16 protein-coding genes are annotated in these 19,175 nt (G+C 55.7%); 6 read left to right on the forward strand and 10 right to left on the reverse strand.

The features are described 5' to 3' along the window. Positions 1-15: 15 nt before the first annotated feature. Positions 16-519 carry a hypothetical protein gene (locus RB620_RS05660; RefSeq protein ID WP_308092616.1) on the forward strand — a complete coding sequence of 168 codons (504 nt, stop codon included), beginning with the start codon at positions 16-18 and terminating at the stop codon, positions 517-519. A 362-nt stretch (positions 520-881) separates the two neighbouring features. Here RB620_RS05660 and RB620_RS05665 read toward each other — a convergent pair whose 3' ends face one another. From RB620_RS05665 to RB620_RS05675, 3 genes are read right to left on the reverse strand one after another with little or no spacing between them, the layout of a single operon-like run. Then, the gene (locus RB620_RS05665; RefSeq protein ID WP_308092617.1) at positions 882-2,273 is read right to left on the reverse strand and encodes a TRAP transporter large permease; all 1,392 of its coding nucleotides are present in this window, start codon (positions 2,271-2,273) and stop codon (positions 882-884) included. A gap of 24 nt (positions 2,274-2,297) precedes the next feature. Continuing rightward, positions 2,298-3,068: a DODA-type extradiol aromatic ring-opening family dioxygenase gene (locus tag RB620_RS05670; protein ID WP_308092618.1), complete on the reverse strand. Its 771-nt coding sequence runs from the start codon at positions 3,066-3,068 to the stop codon at positions 2,298-2,300. 8 nt (positions 3,069-3,076) lie between these two features. Then, positions 3,077-3,736, reverse strand: a complete 660-nt coding sequence (locus RB620_RS05675) for an alpha/beta hydrolase (protein ID WP_308092647.1) — start codon at positions 3,734-3,736, stop codon at positions 3,077-3,079. A 153-nt stretch (positions 3,737-3,889) separates the two neighbouring features. On the opposite strand from RB620_RS05675, the gene RB620_RS05680 reads away from it, so the two are divergent. Further along, positions 3,890-4,441, forward strand: a complete 552-nt coding sequence (locus RB620_RS05680; RefSeq protein ID WP_308092619.1) for a helix-turn-helix domain-containing protein — start codon at positions 3,890-3,892, stop codon at positions 4,439-4,441. A 72-nt stretch (positions 4,442-4,513) separates the two neighbouring features. Then, on the forward strand, positions 4,514-5,854 hold the full coding sequence (locus RB620_RS05685; protein ID WP_308092621.1) for a TolB family protein: 1,341 nt from the start codon (positions 4,514-4,516) through the stop codon (positions 5,852-5,854). On the opposite strand, the gene RB620_RS05690 is transcribed toward RB620_RS05685, so the two are convergent. The 7 genes from RB620_RS05690 to deoB all read right to left on the reverse strand — a co-directional run bounded on the left by RB620_RS05690 (position 5,847) and on the right by deoB (position 14,243). Next, complete coding sequence (locus tag RB620_RS05690; protein WP_308092623.1) at positions 5,847-6,866, reverse strand: hypothetical protein; 1,020 nt, start codon at positions 6,864-6,866, stop codon at positions 5,847-5,849. The genes RB620_RS05685 and RB620_RS05690 overlap by 8 nt on opposite strands. 129 nt (positions 6,867-6,995) lie before the next feature. Further along, on the reverse strand, positions 6,996-8,288 hold the full coding sequence (locus RB620_RS05695; RefSeq protein ID WP_374121365.1) for an NCS2 family permease: 1,293 nt from the start codon (positions 8,286-8,288) through the stop codon (positions 6,996-6,998). A 28-nt stretch (positions 8,289-8,316) separates the two neighbouring features. Beyond that, complete coding sequence (locus RB620_RS05700; RefSeq protein WP_308092625.1) at positions 8,317-9,270, reverse strand: ABC transporter permease; 954 nt, start codon at positions 9,268-9,270, stop codon at positions 8,317-8,319. A gap of 6 nt (positions 9,271-9,276) precedes the next feature. Continuing rightward, positions 9,277-10,344 (reverse strand): ABC transporter permease, encoded by a 1,068-nt coding sequence (locus tag RB620_RS05705; protein WP_308092626.1) that lies wholly within the window; start codon positions 10,342-10,344, stop codon positions 9,277-9,279. Next, entirely contained in the window at positions 10,331-11,872 is a 1,542-nt protein-coding gene (locus tag RB620_RS05710; protein WP_308092628.1) for an ABC transporter ATP-binding protein, read from the reverse strand. The genes RB620_RS05705 and RB620_RS05710 overlap by 14 nt, the downstream gene beginning before the upstream one ends. Before the next feature lie 60 nt (positions 11,873-11,932). After that, positions 11,933-12,991, reverse strand: a complete 1,059-nt coding sequence (locus RB620_RS05715) for a BMP family lipoprotein (RefSeq protein WP_308092630.1) — start codon at positions 12,989-12,991, stop codon at positions 11,933-11,935. Positions 12,992-13,004: 13 nt separating this feature from the next. Beyond that, complete coding sequence (deoB, locus tag RB620_RS05720) at positions 13,005-14,243, reverse strand: phosphopentomutase (protein WP_308092632.1); 1,239 nt, start codon at positions 14,241-14,243, stop codon at positions 13,005-13,007. Between the two features lie 136 nt (positions 14,244-14,379). On the opposite strand from deoB, the gene RB620_RS05725 reads away from it, so the two are divergent. The 3 genes from RB620_RS05725 (at position 14,380) to RB620_RS05735 (ending at position 18,929) form a co-directional block, all read left to right on the forward strand. Further along, a complete protein-coding gene (locus tag RB620_RS05725) occupies positions 14,380-15,096 on the forward strand; it encodes a Crp/Fnr family transcriptional regulator (RefSeq protein WP_308092634.1) in 717 nt (238 codons plus the stop codon). Positions 15,097-15,286: 190 nt separating this feature from the next. Then, the gene (gene deoD / locus RB620_RS05730; protein ID WP_308092635.1) at positions 15,287-15,991 is read left to right on the forward strand and encodes a purine-nucleoside phosphorylase; all 705 of its coding nucleotides are present in this window, start codon (positions 15,287-15,289) and stop codon (positions 15,989-15,991) included. Positions 15,992-16,196: 205 nt separating this feature from the next. Next, a complete protein-coding gene (locus RB620_RS05735; RefSeq protein WP_308092637.1) occupies positions 16,197-18,929 on the forward strand; it encodes a hypothetical protein in 2,733 nt (910 codons plus the stop codon). Positions 18,930-19,175: the final 246 nt, after the last annotated feature.

A 19,175-nucleotide genomic window follows, 5' to 3' on the forward strand; every position in this document is an offset into this window, starting at 1 on the left:
AAAGGAGGTGGAATCATGTCCAGCAAACACGATGCGACCCTTACAACGGGGCCGTTCCTCGTCCCCCAGTTTACTCAGTCATTATGCGTAGGTCCAGCAGCATCAACCAATGATTTGCTTGTCATCACGCTCAAAAATCCAACGAATAAACCGTTAAGCGCTTCACTGGCGATCACACGTTGTCCCATTCCATCTCCCTTTATTTTTACCGGTTTCCCTATCATTTTTAACACGGCTGAATCGCCATTGTTCACTGTTCCTCCAACGACTGTGCCGGCAATGAGCTGCACCCGATTCGAATTTCCGATAGCCGCGAATCAACGCGAAACGCTTCGCGTCGAAACGTCGGGCGACTATGCCGTCGATGATTGCCTTCCGATTTGCGATAAGCTAGAAATCAGCGTGCTTGGCGGTCACGCCGAACCCGGAACGCCGCCAGGGCTAAATAACCCCGATGCCACGCTGTTTTTCCGCTATGAAGATTTTGTCGTATGCGAGAAAAAACATGATGACGATTAAAGCATCGACTCATCATGCCTATTCATGAAAGGGGCTGTCTCTGACGAGACGGCCCTGCGCGTTTGAAATTCCATACACATTCGGCCCTTTGCGCCCCGATTGGGCGTCATGTGTATGGTTTTCCATACACATTCAGCCCGTTGCGCCCCGGTTGGGATCCATGTGTATGGTTTTCCATACACATTCGGCCCTTTGCGCCCCTGTTGGGCGTCGTGTGTATGGTTTTCCATACACATTCGGCCCTTTTGCGCCCCGATTGGGCGTCATGTATACGGTTTTCCATACACATTCGGCCCGTTGCGCCCCAAGTAGACGAAAAAAAGCTGCCCCTAAGAGTGTTACTTCTGAGACTGCCCTTTCATTCATCGCAGACCAACCGTTAAATAAAGAAGAAGCACGACCGCCATAACTGCGGCGAATGCATAGTTCGGCTTGGCCAGCTCGAAGACCGGCTTCCGGAGCAAACCCGCAAGTAGATTGTTCACTGCCGAGGCCGGCGAGATGGGATTGGACAAGCTCCAGCTCCCGAGCAGGAGCACGCCGAAGTAGACCGGGCTCACGCCGACCGATGCAGGAGCGATGCCCGTGGCCAGAATGGTGACGGGCACAATGGGATGAAGGCCGATCAGCGAAGTCAACACAATGATCGCTACCGTGAAGAGCGAAAAAGCGAACCAGAGAGGAACAGGCAGATGCTCGAGCATAGCGGGAACGCTTGCCCCGAACCCTGTCGCGCCGATGGAACCGCTGAAGAAGCCGGCGGCTAGAAAAAGCGTAATTTCTTTCTGCAAGGCGGGCAACGTGACGCTAACGTGATTCGCAAGCCCTTGCTTGTAAGTCGCCATCGCCCCCTTGGAGACGCACCACAGCAGCGGGAAGAGCACCGCGGCCATGCAAATAATGAGAACCATGGGCAGGTCGATCGCCTGCTCCAGCAGTAAGATGACGACTATGGCCAAAACCAAATAGACGCCAAGCCCGGCCGGGAACGACGCGCGGCGATCGCCGCGATGGACGGTCTCTTCCTCTTGCTCCAGGGCCGCTCCGGCATCCTCCTCTTGACCGTCCTCTCTCGCCCGAAGCTCCTTCCAATCGACGGCTAGGCTGACGAACACGCCAAGCAAGGATAAGCCGATGACATAAGGAAGCAGAGACGACCAGCTGAGCGCCAGCGCCGAAGTCACGAGCGCCATGGCGGCAAAATAGGGCGACCATAGAATCGCGCCCCCGAAGCCGCGGTTCATCGCGTTCGCCAGCAGCTTCGACATCCGGCCGGAATGCGGCTTCGCGAATGCCATATGGTAAACGACGGGGATGGAGCCTACATTAATAAAGGCGCCCATGATCAGCGTAAGGAGCTGAGTGCCGGCAAATAACGCCGTCCCGCTTCGCACGCTCCCCTCATAGAAACGCCGCAGCGCCTCCACGTAGGCGGGCAAGCGAACGGGTATGCCGAACAGCGGAGCGAAAACGAACAACGTCACGAGCGTCGCGTTCATGCTAGCCGCCTCGAACCATTGCCTCGCGTCGGCCCCTTGCATGATCAGGAGCGCCGCCCCGCCGATCAGGAAGGAAGCGGCCAGCCATCTCATGCTGCCCTTCAGCCTGGGCAGCAGCAGGAGCACCGCGGCAAACGAGAGACCCCCAAGCACGTGCAGCAGCAGCCCCGAGTCCGTGAGCTGCTGCGCGATAAATGCGGCGGCGAGAGAGAATATGACGCCTCTCTCGATCGCCGCCCTATAGAATGGTTTCATTCCAATAACCTTCTTCGTTATTCGTTAATTAAACTGCCAGCAGCTTAAGCTAAGATTGCCGTATTGATAGCTGCGATGAATCAACTTCGCTTGCCGGCTCGCGTCGCCGGTTCCCATCGCAAGCAGCAGCGGAATAAAGTGTTCGCTCGTCGGCACCGCTTCTTGGGCATATGGCGCAAGCTCCCTATAGTTGAACAGCGCTTCCGTATCCCACGACTCCAGCTTGCTCTGCAACCAATTATCGAACGCTTCGGCCCAATCGTCAATCCCCTCCGAACGCCAGTTCAAGCCCCTCAAGTTATGAACGGTTCCCCCGCTTCCGATAATCAGAACATCCTGCTCCCTGAGCGCCGACAACGCTTTGCCGATCTGATACTGCTGTTCGTTCGTCAGGTACCGGTTAACGGACAGCGCGACGACGGGAATATCCGCGTCGGGATACAGCAGCTTGAGCACGGCCCATGCGCCATGATCGAGCCCTCTCTCTTCGTCGAGGACGCTCTCGATCCCATGCTTGGCGAACAATGACTGAATGCTGTCGCTTAAGTTCCGATCCCCTTTGGCTGGATAGGTCATCTGATAAAGCTCATCCTGGAAGCCGCCGAAATCATAGATCGTGCTGTACTCGCCCACCGCGCTCACTGTTTGTACCGATTGCTCCCAATGGGCGGAGAACAGCACGATCGCTTTCGGATTAGGCGTATGGGCGGCGAAATTTTTCATTAAATCGGTGTAGTCATTATGCTCGAGAACGATGGAAGGCGCTCCGTGCGCGAAAAAATAAGATGGCATCATATCCGTCTTCACTCCTTATTGTTATCAATTCCGGCATCCCGTTCAAGCCAGCTCACGAAATCCCGCCGATTCTCCTCGGAAACGCCGTGGTCGGTCGGATAGATGTTGAACGTGAGACGGTCTGTCAGGGTTTCAAAGTAGGCCGCTGTCTCATGGCCGATCCGAACCGGGAATACCGAATCGTATTCCCCATGCGAGACAAACACCGACACGTCTTCGACGGCGCGCAGCGGATATTCCGTTTTTACGAATGCCGGTACATATCCGTTTAACGCCACGATCCCTTTCAACTGATTCCCCATCGTAAGCGCAAGCGTCATGGAGAGAATCGCCCCTTGACTGAAGCCGAGCACGTAACGTCTATTCGCATCGACCGGGTATCGCTCCGTCGCATAGCGGATAAAGGCTTCAAGCTGCTGGACAGCTTGATCGAACAGCTCCCGGATCGGATTGCCCAGACTTTTCAAATCATAATATTGATATCCGGCGCCAAGCGTAAGGTTTCCCCGAATATGAATCCTTATAAAATCGGCGGCCAATGGATCGACCAACGAAACCATGTTTTTCTCATGAGACCCTTTCCCGTGAAGCGTAAAAATCGTGGGATAGGTTTTGTCCGGATCCATGTTGCTCGGCAATTGAATGTCATACTGGTAAGCGGGTTCCATCACATCTATCCTCTCCCTCTCCAAAAATATTAGTAATAATAAAATATATTTTATATAAGTAATTTACATCAACCAAGACTAGCATGTCAATTGGAATATGGTTAATATGAATATATAATTCTTATTACAAATATTTTGAGGGCGAGTGATTCGATGGATATCGGCTCCAACATACGCGCGATCCGGAAACGCAAAAATATAACGATTGCTCAAATCTGCGAAGACACCGGCTTATCCCAGGGTTTCTTAAGCCAAGTCGAAACGAATAAAACGTCGCCGTCCATTCCCACGCTGGAAAACATTGCGGAGGCTTTGAAGGTGCCGCTCGCTTATTTGCTGTTGAAGAAAGAGGAACGCATGTCCATCGTGCGGAAAGAAGAACGGAAACGGACAACAAGCGGGATCGAGCAATTAAAGGTCGAGCATCTGAGCTCCACAAAAAACGTAAGGATGATGCTCGTCGAGATACCTCCCGGAGCCTCGACTGGCGAAGCGCCCCATGCCCATGAGGGCGAAGAAGTGCACATGGTGGTGAAAGGGAAGATCTACGCCGAGCAGGGGGAAGATTCGGCCGAATTTGCCGAAGGGGATTCCTTCTCTTGGAATGCGTGTATCCCTCATCTGGTGCGAAATATCGGCGAAGAGATGGCCATCGTGCTCATATCCGTCTACACGGAGACGGAACATGCGGGTGATTATTTGTAGCGTACCCATACAGTCGCCCATCCCCCTCCTTTTGAATACATTGGTTTAAAGCAATCGAAGGGGGATTTGTTGGTGTGGATCGCATACACGTCGGATCGCGGTGGTCATTTCGATATTTGGCTATACCGTCCTGTTGATGCCGCCCATTTTCCGGTTACGCAAGGAATAGGAGAATCGTTCTCCGTTCCTTATTGGTCTCCGGATGTAAGGAAAATCGCATTTATCGGTAAGCAAAACATCGTTTATGTTCTTGACCTTAGCATGGGAACAATGGCTCGGATCGACCAAATCGAGCCTTTTACGCTGCTGGACTGGTCCCCGGATAGTCAATGGCTGGCCTATGTCAAAGATGGCCGGATCGTCGTCTACCATACCGTTGCCCATTCCAGCCGAACGATCATCCAGCCTGGCGCAAGCGACGTCCAGTGGTTCCCGTCCGGCCTCGAGCTGCTCTTCGCGGCGCCGGATGCGGCCGGCATCAGCCAGCTTTATCGGATGAATAGCGATGGAACGGCAAAGAGGCCGCTCACGCGAAATACGGAAGGGCCTCTTAACAACGCTAGACTTTCTCCTGACGGAGCATTTGCGCTCTATACATCGCCCGGCGTTAGCATTTCCATCATCACGACCGTAGATTTATCCACGGGCCAAACCTATCCGCTAGAGGGCGGACCGCTCGCCAAAAATTATTTCCCGGAATGGGCGCCGAACGCTGCCGGAATCGCCTACAGCGCAACCGCTTTTGATGACGACCGGGGTTATTATTCGCTTATTCAGACAGACGGCAAGACCGGCGGAAAACAACTAACGCGTGCGATTTCCGACTGTTTTGCCACGCCGGTCAGCTGGTCGCCCGATGGACATCGGATCGCATACTTGTCCGGTTGCGAGAACGAACAACCTTCGAGCCAGATCTGGATTCAGCATTTGAGGCATCCCTACCCGGTCAAAATCATTGAAGGCGGCCGCATCACCGCGCTGCAATGGTCGTCGCCCGTCAGAATGGAGCATCCTCTCAAGATGTATTCGAATGCGCTCTACCGCATCCGCTTTCTCTATCCAGCACATTGGCAGCAAGTAAGCGAGGAACGATACGAAGGGGCGGATGGTTTCTTCCAAATCTCCGCGATTTCATCCGAAAACCGCTTGGAAGAGGTTTGCCGTGCGGAAGCCTTTCACCCCTTACGCCCTTATGGTTCTGCGCCTCGAATCGTCATGACAACGATACAAGGTCAGACAGCTTGTTTCATATTCCCTTCAGCCGACCAACCGGCAGAAATGAGGAAGCAATCGGCCCTCATTGTGAAATATCCCTATCCGATCCAAATCGGTGAGACATCCTACAATTATTTTATTCTTTGGGCGGACCACGATCACATCCGCCAATTGGCAAGGCGGCTGACGTTTATTTGATGGAGCCCGTTCCGGAAAGATTGTCGATAATCAAATAGCGGAACCGGTCGACGGCCTCCGGTATGCTTCCGGCCGGAAGCCGGTTCAGATGATCATAGAAGCTGAACGGGAACTTGAATACATGCCCGAAATCCCAATCATGCCGCCCGAAATCCTCCACCCAATACTCCGGCTCCGTCGGCAACCGCTCCGAACGCTCGGCTTTCGCAAGCGGCAACCGATCGACGGGCGAATACAGCGCGATCGCTTCCTTCTCTCCCAGATTCCGGCTGGCGCGAAGCGCCTTCGCGAGCTTCAGAATCGGCCCGATCCCCCTGCGGAATTCGTCGCGATAGCCGAGATCGTGCAGCACGTTCAACGCGTGCGAGAAGGTGAGCATGTGGCCGAGCAGATCATGATGGGCTTCTGCCTTATAAATCGTGCGGACGGACGCCAGCTCGCTTAATACGAATGCCGATAATTGGCTCGCATCCTCGATTACGGGCAGCGATACGTCCTCGTCTACGTTCATTTTTTTCCCATCCGAGGCCGTGTGCCCGATCCAAGATCTTCCCGGTATTGTTCGCTCGAACGCGCGGATCAGTTCGGCGATCCCTTCGATGTCCGCTCTTGTCCCCCATCCGCCGAGCTCCCGAATCGCCAGCAGGCTCATCGCCGCGTAGATGACGTTATGACCGACCCAGTGCAGGCCGTCGATCGAGCGGTCCAGCGCTTCCATCACCATACGCTCGGCTTCTCGGGACGGAAGGCAGGCATCGCCCACACGCGGCTCGGCCCCCTCGCCTCCCGAATTGCCGCCATACCGCGCTACCATGGCCGCGGCTTCGGACCTCACCCGGCGTGCCGTCGCTTCGTCCAGCCGGTTATCTCTCGCAAAAAAATAACTCGCGATCGCCGCCGCCCCGAAATGCGCCTCCCAAATATCGCCCGTTCTGCTTTTGCAGCCCGCGATGATGGACAAGCCGTCCCGCAAAATCCGCTTTTCCCCTTCTTCGTTACCGTTCGCGCCCATCGCTTTGCCCCCTTCGCCGTAACCTTCGTATATCATCGACCATAACATAAATCGCCGGTTCGGCAAATGAAAAGAAGCTGCCGGTTAAGGCAGCTTATTGATAAGCGCATCAGAAACTCGTCTGGGCTCCTATAGAGCTCCAAGCAAGAAATACAGCAGAAAAAATCCCGCAATGACGTACATCGTCACGGACACGTCCTGCCTGCGGCCGGTAGCCAGCTTCAGCAACGGATAAGCGATGAATCCCAGCGCCATGCCGTTCGCGATACTGAAGGATAACGGCATGACCGCCATCATCAGATATGCCGGGAAAGCTTCGGTGAAATCATCGAATCGGATATCCTTGGCACTCATCACCATCAGGCAGCCGACAATAACGAGCACGGGTGCGATCGCGCTATTCGGAATCACTTTGAAGAGCGGGATGAGAAACAGCGCCGGCACAAACAAGAGGCCCGTCGTGAGCGAGGTTAACCCCGTCCTCCCTCCCGAAGCGATGCCGGTTCCTCCTTCGGCGGCGGTGGTCATGGGACTGCATCCGAGGAGACCCGCGCTCATGACCGAGAGGGCGTTCGCCTGGAACGATCTGCGAAACTTCGACTGATCCGGGAGCATGCCGAGCTGTGTGCCCATGTTCTGGAATATGATAATCATTGAGAGGGAGAAGACGGCCGTCCAGAACGGGAAGGAGCCCATCCCGCTGAAATCCAGCGCCAGGAACAGCTGCTCGTAACCCCCGAAGGAGAAGCCGAAATCGCGCAGATCCGAGAAATCCACGATGCCGAGCAGCCACCCAATGCCTGTCCCCGCGATAATCGTAATCAGCAAGCTTCCTTTGACGTTGCGCAAAAACAGAGGCAGCGCAAGCGCCAGCGTCGCGATCGTCGTGAGCGCGTACGGGTCGCCGAGATTCGCGAGCGTGACGAGCGTCCCTTCGCTCGCCACGATCACGCCCCCGTTCTTCAGTCCAAGAAACGCGATGAATAACCCGATGCCCGCGGTCATCGCTTTCATCATCGAATGAGGAATCGAGCGCGACAGATGATCGGCCCATCGGGTCACCGCCGTCAGCAGGAACACGGTGCCTGCCACGAACACGGCGGCAAGCGCCTGCTGCCACGAAAGCCCGAACGAAATGACCAGGGTAAAGACGAAAAACGCGTTATCCCCCATGCCGGGTATGACGATTAAAGGCGAATTCGCCCAGAACGCCATAAACAAGCAGCCGATCAAGCAGCATAGTACCGTGGCTATGATTAGCGCTTCGTAAGGCATGCCCGCGTTCCGCAGGATCGCTCCATTGACCGCTATGATATAAGCGACGGTCATGAATGAGGTCAACCCGGCCACCAATTCCGTCCTTACCGACGTATGGGACTCCCGGATACGAAATATCTTCTGCAATCGGTTAAGCAATATCATTGTATTCGTCCTTCCATCCAGCTCCGTCTTACCGTTTGCCTACTTCGTAAGGCTCGCCTAACGCTTTCGGAGCGCGGGACTTGCCGACCGCTCCGATCAAGACGAGGAGCGTCAGCACGTACGGCAGCATATAAAAAAATTCGTCGGGCATGTTCGCCGCGAAGTCGAAAATTTGAAGCTGATCCTTCACCGCTTGGGCCAAGCCGAAAAATAACGCGGCCAGCATGGCGCCGATCGGATTCCACTTGCCGAAGATGACGGCCGCAAGCGCGATGTAGCCTTGCCCCGAAATCGTGTTGAACGAGAAATTGCCGTTCGAAGTCAAGACGATCGTCGCTCCGCCCAAGGCGGCAATCGAGCCGCTCAAGATGACCGCGAGGTAACGCGTGCGGTTTACTTTGACGCCCACCGTTGCCGCAGCGCTCGGATTTTCCCCAACCGCACGGAGCCTGAGCCCGCTCGATGTTTGGAACAACAGGAAGGACAGAAGCCCCACAAGCCCAATCGCGATATACGTCGTGGGATAACCGCTCAGAAGCGCGTTGCCGATGAACGGAAGATCGCTGAAGGATGGAATGGCGAGCTTATGGAAGACATGCGTCAGGAGAGGCGTTTCCGCCGAGCCGTCGAAGATCATTTTCACCAAATAAAACGTTGAGCTGGCCGCCAAAATATTGATGACGACCCCGCTGACGACCTGATTCGCCTTGAACCGGATCGTGGCGACGGCGTGAATCGCAGAGAAGACCGCTGTGCATACGAACGCTCCGATCACGCCAAGCCAAGGAGAGAAAGCGCCAAGTCCCGCCGACTCCCCGTAATGGGCGACGACGGCGGCGAAGAACGCGCCCGACACCATGAACCCTTCCAGTCCGATATTGATAACGCCCGCGCGTTCGGAGATCAAGCCGCCTAACGCCGCAAAGATGAAGGCCGTAGCGAATACGAGCGTCCCATTGATTAGATTTCCGATAATGTCCATCCTTTATCACTCCTTCTTCGCTTTCGGTCCGAACGGACGGAACAACAGCTTAACGATTCCCGGGGCCGCCACGAAAAAGATAATAATGGCGATGACCATCCGGATAATTTCCCCGGGCACCTCGGCGCCGAAGCTCATCCCTTGCGAGCCGTAGGTAAGCGCCCCGAACAGGACGGACGAGAAGAGAACGCCGATCGCGCCGTTCCCGCCGAGCAAGGCGACCGCGATGCCATCGAAGCCGAGTCCGGATGTCACGGAGCTGATCGCGACGTATTTGAACACGCCGAGCACCTCGAAGGTGCCGACCAGGCCGCCGAACAGGCCGGAGATGAACATCGTGCGCACGATAACGCCCTGAACCTTCATGCCCGCGTATTTGGCCGCATCCGGATTAAATCCGACCGTCCTCAGCTCATACCCCCATCTGGTTCTGTCCACGTAGAAGTAGTAGAAAATAACCGCAAGAATCGCAATCAGGAAACCCCAGTGAATGCGCGCGCCGTCCATCAGCTCCGATAGCCAGCCGATCTGGATGCTCGCAGAGTCGTGGATAAGCGCAGAACGCTGCGTGCCCTCTTGGGGCATGAACGTACGGATCGCGTACTGGCTAATGTACAGCGCGATAAAGTTAAACATGATGCACGTAATGACTTCGTTGACGCCCCGCTTCGCTTTGATATAGCCGACCAGGGCGCCCCATAGTCCTCCGAGCAACGCGCCGAACACGATCGCAGCGAGTGCATGAAGGAAAGGCGGCAGCTGAAGCTGCGTGCCCACGATCAACGCGCCGAGCGAGCCCATGACGATCTGCCCGTCCACCCCGATATTAAACAGTCCGCTCCGGAACGCGATCGCGACGGCTAAGCCGCACATAACGAGCGGAACGATGCTTCTGAGCGCTTCCCCGATATCGTAGCTGCCACCGAAAATCTTCGTAAGCAGCGAACCGTAAGCCAATAGCGGATCGTACCCGCCGATCAGCATGATGATCGCGCCGATGAAGAGCCCGAGGCCAATCGCGACGACGGGTATGACGAAGGTTCGAAGATCGAGCGTATATCTAGGTTTCATCATGAAGAATGCCCCCTTCCCGCTTGCCCGCCATCATCAAGCCGAGCTCTTGGTCGTTCGTTGTTTCCGGCGTCGTCTCGCCGACGATATGTCCGCCGGATACGACCAGAATGCGGTCGGACACGTTCAGGATTTCTTCCAGCTCGAATGAAACGAGCAGCACGGCTTTCCCCTGATCGCGCAGCGCGACAAGCTGCTTATGCACGAATTCGATCGCCCCGACGTCGAGGCCCCTTGTCGGCTGAGCCGCAAGCATCACGACCGGATCCTTGTCGATCTCCCTGGCGATAATGATCTTTTGCTGATTGCCTCCCGACATGGATCGCACCTTCGTGCCGATGCCGGGCGTACGAACGTCGAATTCGCCGACCAAACGCGCCGCCATGCCATCCCTTGCCTCGGCGTCGATAAGTCCGAACCGATTCATGCCCGGACGATAATAGGTTTGCAGGATTGTATTTTCACTGACCGTAAAGTCAAGGACAAGTCCATGTTTATGCCGATCCTGCGGAATATGCGAGATTCCGCGTTCGGAGATGGCGCGCGGCGAATGATTCGCGATGCTGGCGCCTAGCAGCCGGATATCGCCGGATCGGACCGGCCTCATCCCGGTAATGGCTTCGATAAGCTCCGTCTGGCCGTTGCCGTCCACGCCGGCGATGCCTACGATCTCGCCTGCCCGCACCGAGAAGGAGAGGCCGTTCACCGCCTGTTTGCCGTTATCGCCGTGAACGACGATATTTTCCACTTCCAGGTACACGTCTTTCGGTGTTGCCGCTTGTTTTTCCGTTGCCAAGTTGACGACTTTCCCGACCATCTTCTCCGCCAATTGCTGCGGGTTCGTCGAAGCGACCTCTACGGTCTCGATGACCTTGCCTCGGCGAATAATCGTGCACGTATCGGCGATTTCCATAATCTCTTTCAGCTTGTGGGTAATGAGAATGATCGACTTGCCTTCCGCGACCAGACGTTTCATAATGTCCAGCAGCTCGACGATTTCCTGGGGCGTCAGCACCGCCGTTGGTTCATCGAAGATCAGAATATCCGCTCCGCGATAAAGCGTCTTCAAAATTTCCACGCGCTGCTGCATGCCGACGCTGATCGAGTCGATCGTCGCCTCGGGATCCACGTCCAGCTTGTAGCGCTCGGACAGCTCCCGGACCTTCTTGGCCGCCCCTTTGCCGTCGACCCTCGCGCCGCGCTTCGGCTCCATCCCGAGAATGATGTTCTCCGTCACGGTGAAGGTCTCGACCAGCTTGAAGTGCTGATGCACCATGCCAATGCCAAGTTCGATCGCCTTGTTCGGACTATCGATCCGCTCCGGCTTGCCGCCCACGAGAATCTCGCCCTCATCCGGCTGATACAATCCGAACACGATGCTCATCAACGTCGATTTGCCCGCGCCGTTCTCTCCTAGCAGCGCATGAATTTCTCCGCGCCGCAGTCCGAAGCCGATCGAATCGTTCGCCACAACCCCGGGAAATCGTTTCGTGATCCCCTTCAGCTCCAAAACATGATCTGCATGAACCACACGGAACCCTCCTTATTCCCGCCCCCTGCCGCAAGGCTCACGGCAGGGGACGGCATCCTCTTATTTCTCAGGCACGACGATTTCGCCGCTTATGATTTTTTCACGGTATTCCTCGACTCTGGCGAGTACGTCCGCAGGCACGTTTTTGCTCGACGTCGGCGCGATGTCCACGCCTTTCTCCTTCAGACCCATCAGCGTGACTTTGCCGCCTGGGAAGCTGCCCTCCGCCAGGCTCTTCGACACTTGGTACACCGCTTCGTCTACTTTCTTGATCATGGACGTCAGCGTAACCTCGTCGCCGAACGTGAGGGATTGGTCCTTGTCGACGCCGATGACCCATACTTTGCCGCCGCTGCTGTTGCGTTCGGTCGCTTCGTTGAATACGCCGTTGCCGGACAAGCCCGCCGCGTGGAATATAATATCTGCGCCGTCGTTGTACATGGTGGAAGCCGCCGATTTGCCCATGTCCACGCGGTTGAACAAACCGATGTAGTTGACGATGAGCTTCGCATCCGGATTAACGGCTTTGATGCCCTCCCGGAAGCCGGCTTCGAATCGCTTGATCACCGGAATATCCATGCCGCCGACAAAACCGATCTTCTGCGTCTTGGTCGTCAGTCCCGCAATGACGCCGACGAGGAACGCGCCCTCTTGCTCCTTGAAGGACACCGCTGCCACGTTCGGCAGGACAAGGTCGGAGTCGACGATGCCGAACTTCGCGTCCGGATTTTCTTCGGACAGCTGCTTGACCGCGTCGGCCAGCGTGAACGCTGTCGCCCAAGTCAGGTCGTAGCCCGCCTTCACGAATTGGTTCAGGCTGGGCACCACGTCGCCGTCGGTCTTCGGCTCCAGGTATTTGACATCGAAGCCATGATCCTTCTGCAGCTGCTGCAGCGCTTCCCAAGCGCTCTGGTTAAACGATTTGTCGTTGACGCTTCCGAGATCCGTGACCATGCCGACCTTCAGCTTCTTAAGCCCTTCGCCGCCTGAATCGCCTTGCGCGGCTTGGTTCCCGCCTTCTCCCGCTGCTCCGTTATTGCCCTTCTGTCCGCCGCAAGCCGTCAGTACCAGTACACATACGAGAAATAAAGGCAGTGCCGTTTTCATCCATTTTTTCATTGCGATTTCCCCCTTATGATCTAGTGGCCTTGCTGTTTCCCCGAGCTTCTGCTGCGGTACGGTCGTCGCCGATTGCCGTTAAACGGTCGAGGAAGCTTGTCCCGATAGCCAGTTCCGCCACCCCGAAGTTGTCCGCGATCGTCGCGGCCAAATCCGCGAACGTGTTTCTTATGCCGATGCTTCCTGCCGCCTCCGAGAACCGAGGGTTGTAGATCAGAATCGGCACGTATTCCCGGGTATGGTCGGTGCCCAGATACGTGGGATCGTTCCCGTGATCGGCCGTAATGACCAGCAGATCGCCGTTGCCCGTATGCCGCATAAGCTCAGGGATATAATGATCAAACTCTTCCAGACATGCCGCATACCCGAGCGGATCGCGGCGATGGCCGTATAAAGAGTCAAAATCAACAAGATTCGCGAAAATCAGCCCGCCGGAGCTTTCCTTCATCAGGTCGATCGTCGTCCGAATGCCGTCCAGGTTGCTCTTGGTCGGGTATGACTTCGTAATGCCGATCCCCGTGAAAATATCGTTGATCTTCCCGACGGAGCGAACCTCGTACCCGCCTTGCTTCAGATGGTCGAGCACCGTCGCCCCGAAGGGCTGCAGTGCGTAATCATGCCGGTTCGGCGTGCGTTCGAAGGCTCCCGGTCTGCCGACATACGGCCTGGCGATGATTCGCCCGACCATGTAAGGATCATGAAGCGTCAGCTCCCGGGCGATCTCGCAGGCGCGGAACAATTCCTCAAGCGGGATCGCGTCTTCGTGCGCCGCGATCTGCATGACGCTGTCGGCCGACGTATAGACGATCCATGCGCCGGTCTGGAGCTGTTCTTCCCCGTATTCGTCCAGAATGTCCGTGCCGGAGGCGGGTTTGTTGCCTACGACCTTGCGGCCGGTCTTCGCTTCGAAGATCTCGATCAGCTCTGCCGGGAAACCGTTCGGGTATACCTGGAAAGGGGATTCCACCTTAAGCCCCATCAGCTCCCAATGCCCGGTCATCGTGTCCTTGCCGACCGAGACCTCCGCCATCTTGCCGTAGGCGGCCAGCGGCTGCTCCGCGGCGGGAACCGCTTGAAGGTTCGCAATGTTGCCAAGGCCCAGCTTCTGCAAATTCGGCAGCCGGATCTCCGGCACCCGTTCGCAGATGTGGCCCAGCGTATGCGAGCCTTCGTCTCCGAATGCCGCCGCATCCGGCAGCTCGCCGATGCCGACGCTGTCGAGAACGATGACGGTGATGCGTTCAAATCTCATATGGCTTCCCTCTTTTCAATATTGCTGCTATCTTAGTAAGGTATATTTGCTTCGTCTTGTGCCAAAATAAATACTTAACGGCCGCAGCCCGCGGATGGAACGGCACAGTCACACGGACAGGAAAGGATTGGACGCCATGATTACAAGCCTCTCAGAAATCCAGATATTCTCCGGTATTCCCGAGGAGGAATTGTCCCAAATCACCCCGTTGCTGAGAGAGCGCCATTTCAAAAAAAACCATATTCTCATGTTCGAGAACGACGTGAGCGACGAGGTGTACATCATCCGTTCCGGCATGATCAAGATCTACCGCATGCATGAAGGAAGAGAAGTCGTCCTTAGCATCACGATGCCCGGCGATATCGTCGGCGAAGTCGAGGCGTTGTCGCCCGACCATCATCGCATTTCGTCCATCGAAGCGCTCGAGAACGTCGCCGTATGGCAAATGTCCCGTCAGGACTTCCTGGATATCGTGGATCGTTACCCTTCCGTATTGCGCAAAGCGTACATCATTCTCGTCGAGCGAATTCGGATGCTGAATCGCCAGATCCGCTACTTGACCTTCTACGACGTGCGCGCCAAGGTGGCCAACTTGATTATGGATTTCTACTATAATTTCGGGACGCAGTCTGACAGCGGTTTCAAAATTGACTTAAAAATCAATCAATCCTTGATCGCAAGCATGCTCGGAGTGACCCGGGAATCGATCTCCAAGACGCTGGGCGACTTTCAGAATGAAGGGCTGATCGACATTCGGGACAAATACTTTCATCTCCTCGCCAAGGACCGGTTGGAGGTCATCTGCAACGGCACCGAGGAATTTCCCGAGCTCCGCAAATGGTACAAGCGTTAGCGGGCGTCTTGCACCAACTATACCGAACAAATGGAAATGAAACCGTTATCAATTTAACGCTTGTTTTGTGAACCTGATCACAAAAACGAGGTAAGCTCTTTAACAGACCGCGCCAATCTGCGCATGCTATGATGGTTTCCGTTCAAGCGTTTTCAAAGGACGACTATACCAATCCATTGGGGGAGATCAGATGAGTTTTCATATCGAAGCGGCTAAAGGCGACATTGCGGAATCCGTTCTGCTGCCCGGCGATCCGCTGCGCGCCAAGTACATTGCGGAGACTTTCCTGGATAACGCGGTCTGCTACAACAACGTACGGGGCATGCTCGGATTCACGGGCCTGTATAACGGCAAGCGCGTATCGGTTCAAGGAACTGGCATGGGCATGCCGTCGGCTGCCATCTACATTCACGAGCTGATCAACGATTACGGAGCGCAAAATTTGGTTCGCATCGGCACTTGCGGCGCCATCCAGCACGACGTCCGCATCCGCGACATCATTATCGCGCAAGCGGCGGCCACCAATTCGGCCATGATCCGGAACGAGTTTCCCGGCTACGACTTCCCGCAAATCGGAAACTTCGATTTGATCAAATCGGCCCATGATATCGGCATTAGCAAAGGTCTGTCCCTTCGCGTGGGCAACGTCTTATCCTCCGACATCTTCTACACCGATAGCAACGACGCGTTCGAGAAGCTCGGCCGGCATGGCGTGCTCGCGGTCGAGATGGAATCGGCGGTGCTCTATTATTTGACCGCCAAGTTCGGGGTAAGAGGGCTGTCCCTGCTGACCGTCAGCGACCATATTCTGACGGGCGAGCAAACGACAGCGCAAGAGCGGCAAACGACGTTTAACGATATGATCACGGTTGCGCTTGAGACCGTAACGAAGTAAACCACCGCAATAATTGCGGTATAGAATGAACGGATGGGGCTCGTATCGGCCTCATCCGTTTTTTTCGCGTGCATCCTGCTTCCGCGACTTCGCCTTGTCACTTGTAACCTTGCAACTATTCGCCGCCGCATGCGTCTATTTGTTAAATGATGGAACAATTTCCGATTGGCTGCCCGCCGATTGGGGAATCACGAGGTGCGTGCCCATGCGCAAGTCTGCCCTGGCCATAAGCGCGACCGTGCTAGCGGTTGTTGTCCTATTGGCATTGCCCGGATGGAACAAATCGTTAGGAGAAGATCGCACTTTTTTGCAATCGGATGCGGCAAACCGGTCCCTTGAAGAGGCTGCTGAAGCGCCGGCTGAGTCTGCCTCCGCGCTTGTGCCGGAGACTGTCCAGAATGAAGCCGCGGCTGATGCTGCCATGACGGACCGTTTTTGGGTCGCCGCGATGGATGAGGAAGGGGTCCGGCTCTCATTCGCCAAGGATCACTATGTCCAGCTGCATGATTCGGTTACGACAGGCGATGCCATCGTACATTTCGTTAGCCGCTCTCGGGGAGAAGGCGAGGCGAGTCGTTACGACGCCATTGTCGTTCGGCCGAAGCTGGCTGATGCGACCTCCTTCCATCTATTCGATTCCGGGGCGGCCGAAGGCAGGTCCGGCCTTTCGAAAGCAGTTGTTTTGGACAGCGATCGGATCTTGTTCCTGCAAGCGATGGCGGAAGAAGAGCTGCTTGTCCATAGCCTGGTCAGTCTGAATATTCATACGGGCGAGCTGGAGATGGTAGTTCCGCGCTTCTGGAGCGTTAACCTGCGGGATGAAGCGGCGAAAGAAGACTTTATTTTGGGTCATCATGTCTTGCGCGGTCCAGATGGATCTATCGCGAAGCTGATGGTGACCAGCTTCAAAGGGAAGCTGTGGGTCTTTTCGTTGGGTCGTGGCAATGAAGGCGAAGGCAGAATCCTTGTCAACTCCGATCCCTATCCCGCCTACGGCGATGTGGGCAGCAAGCCGCCGCACGAGCTCCTCTATCCGTCTCCCGATCTGGAACGATTCGTCTACCAGTCGGTAGACGAGAATCAGATCATAACCGGCAATGACTTTCGTCTTGTCGATACGGACGGGTTCGATACGATCGCTTCGTTCAACATGAACGAATCGTTGATGCCCATGGATATGGGCATCCGGTGGAACGGCGAAAGCAGCCGATTTTTCCTGGAATATGCGCGGAGCGATCGCACGTTAGGCATCTATTACGATAATGCCCATTATTTGTTCGCCGAAGGGGTTCGGTTTTACGATCGCGACGGCAAGTTGGAGCAAGAGCTGAAAGCGCCTGAGTTCGGGCGATTGAGCGTATTCGGATGGGCGGATGAACATCATGCTTTAATCGAGGAGTACCGGCCTGAGCAGAACGGTGAGGAATGGGCGAAGGGAAAGCTGACCTATAAGTTGTTCGACGTACGGAACGGCAAGCTGCGGAGCCTGACAACCGTCAGGGAAACAGCCGCGTTGGCGGATCCCGTGATCATCCCGTGGGCCGGCGGCAATTACGGCTATGATTCGGCTTCCTTCCTTTTGCTGGATCGAGCGAACGGACGGGTCTGGGAGCCAAGCGTGAAAGGCCGATTATGGCAAGAAGGCGAGAAGCTCCGTCTGGCTAGCTACACGTATGCCGGAGCTTTGCTTTACGGCTGGGATGAAAATGGAAGGCGTCTGGCCCTCGAAGGGTTTAACGAAAGCAACGATCTTCTTCATGTGACCGATGACTGGCTGGTCGTTTGGGACAAGGAATTGGACAATCAAGAACAGGCGCTGCGTTATGCCCCTTTATCGGCGGAGGCAGACAAGCAAACGGATGACGGCCTGGCTTTGCTTTCTTCGCCGTTCGCGCAAGCTGGTGCAAACGAATGGTGGACGGAGTCGATCAGCTCTATTGCACAATTGGAAAAAACCGCGCTACGTGCTGAAGGCGAGAGCCGCTTTGGCAAGCTGCGGCTGCGCGCTTTGCCTGGAGAGTTTGGCCGGAGGGACGGCGGCAGCTATAACTATTACGGCACTTACGAGGTGGAATTTGTGGATGCCGATGGAGCTGTCAAAGCTTTGCCTCCCCTGCGGAACTTGGAGCTGCTGCAGGATGGCGAAGTCGGCCGCATGCACCGGATGTCCTTCCCGGATTACGATCTCTTGTTTTTTCAGACACGGCAGTACTCTTTCTCGCAAGGGCATGACCGAACCACGAGTCCCCTATATGCCTATGCGGTGACGAAACAAGGCGAAGCTTTCCCTTTGACGTTCTCATACGAGATGCCTTCGGGTCTGGCAACGACCCCAGACAGCGTTATCCTTCAGCATACTCCGATCATTGGCGACGGAGACGCGATAACGACGCACGCCATGCTCGGGGACGGACATTACGAGCTGGCATGGAAGCCCGATCTGGCAAGCCGAACGCTTACCCTTGCCGCGGCAACGAGCAGAGAGAGGGAAGATGCGGCTTTGCGGGCCATCACGCAGCGAAGCGCCTTGCTTCTGTCGCGGGCGCTCGGTCTGACCGAAAGCGAGTGGCCGCCGGATGGCCCGATGAACGAAGATAAGCTGCGTGAGCTATTCACCGATCAGGCGTGGAGCAATCCCGGATTCCAGCGCATGAAGCAAGATTTCGCGGGCTACGCGGCGGAGGGGAATCCAAGCCGCGCCTTCCCATGGCCGGCGATCGGCGCCGAGTTCATCGGGCCCGATACCGTGCGCGTTACGTTTATGTTCAATTTGATCTACGCCATCGGCAAAGCCGCACATCTGGAAGCCACTCTCAAGCTCGTAGGCCATGAATGGTCGTTCCATGACTTTGGCACGCTGGAGACGGAGCGCTGGGAATCGGATGAATTGCTTCCGGGCTACGACGGGCTCGTTATTCGGGACGAATTGGAGCTTTGACGCCATCGCGATCCATGAAGGCCCTGCCAGCCAAACGAAAGAGGGGACGCGCATCTGCGGGGCGTCCCCTATTCTTCGATTAACCTGTATATCGATCTGAAATTCCGTAACCATTCCATTCGATGATCTAGCTATGATGAACGTAAAAACAGCCCCGTATGTGCTTCACGTCGTAGGTTAAAAATGGGAAGTAAGAACACAACCATTTTCAGAGCTACATAGCAAAAGGAGCTGTTACTATGCAGT

The sequence above is a fragment of the Paenibacillus sp. LHD-117 genome (genome assembly GCF_030929555.1).
Taxonomy (GTDB): Bacteria; Bacillota; Bacilli; order Paenibacillales; family Paenibacillaceae; genus Pristimantibacillus.

What these genes read in the sequence shown, in the direction of transcription:
- RB620_RS05665 (WP_308092617.1), bottom strand. Translation starts at nt 2,273, where the DNA reads ATGAAACCATTCTATAGGGCGGCGATCGAGAGAGGCGTCATATTCTCT.
- RB620_RS05690 (WP_308092623.1), bottom strand. Translation starts at nt 6,866, where the DNA reads ATGGGCGCGAACGGTAACGAAGAAGGGGAAAAGCGGATTTTGCGGGAC.
- deoB (WP_308092632.1), bottom strand. Translation starts at nt 14,243, where the DNA reads ATGAGATTTGAACGCATCACCGTCATCGTTCTCGACAGCGTCGGCATC.
- RB620_RS05660 (WP_308092616.1), top strand. Translation starts at nt 16, where the DNA reads ATGTCCAGCAAACACGATGCGACCCTTACAACGGGGCCGTTCCTCGTC.
- RB620_RS05725 (WP_308092634.1), top strand. Translation starts at nt 14,380, where the DNA reads ATGATTACAAGCCTCTCAGAAATCCAGATATTCTCCGGTATTCCCGAG.
- RB620_RS05680 (WP_308092619.1), top strand. Translation starts at nt 3,890, where the DNA reads ATGGATATCGGCTCCAACATACGCGCGATCCGGAAACGCAAAAATATA.
- RB620_RS05700 (WP_308092625.1), bottom strand. Translation starts at nt 9,270, where the DNA reads ATGGACATTATCGGAAATCTAATCAATGGGACGCTCGTATTCGCTACG.
- RB620_RS05705 (WP_308092626.1), bottom strand. Translation starts at nt 10,344, where the DNA reads ATGATGAAACCTAGATATACGCTCGATCTTCGAACCTTCGTCATACCC.
- RB620_RS05675 (WP_308092647.1), bottom strand. Translation starts at nt 3,736, where the DNA reads ATGGAACCCGCTTACCAGTATGACATTCAATTGCCGAGCAACATGGAT.
- RB620_RS05695 (WP_374121365.1), bottom strand. Translation starts at nt 8,288, where the DNA reads ATGATATTGCTTAACCGATTGCAGAAGATATTTCGTATCCGGGAGTCC.
- deoD (WP_308092635.1), top strand. Translation starts at nt 15,287, where the DNA reads ATGAGTTTTCATATCGAAGCGGCTAAAGGCGACATTGCGGAATCCGTT.
- RB620_RS05715 (WP_308092630.1), bottom strand. Translation starts at nt 12,991, where the DNA reads ATGAAAAAATGGATGAAAACGGCACTGCCTTTATTTCTCGTATGTGTA.
- RB620_RS05735 (WP_308092637.1), top strand. Translation starts at nt 16,197, where the DNA reads ATGCGCAAGTCTGCCCTGGCCATAAGCGCGACCGTGCTAGCGGTTGTT.
- RB620_RS05670 (WP_308092618.1), bottom strand. Translation starts at nt 3,068, where the DNA reads ATGATGCCATCTTATTTTTTCGCGCACGGAGCGCCTTCCATCGTTCTC.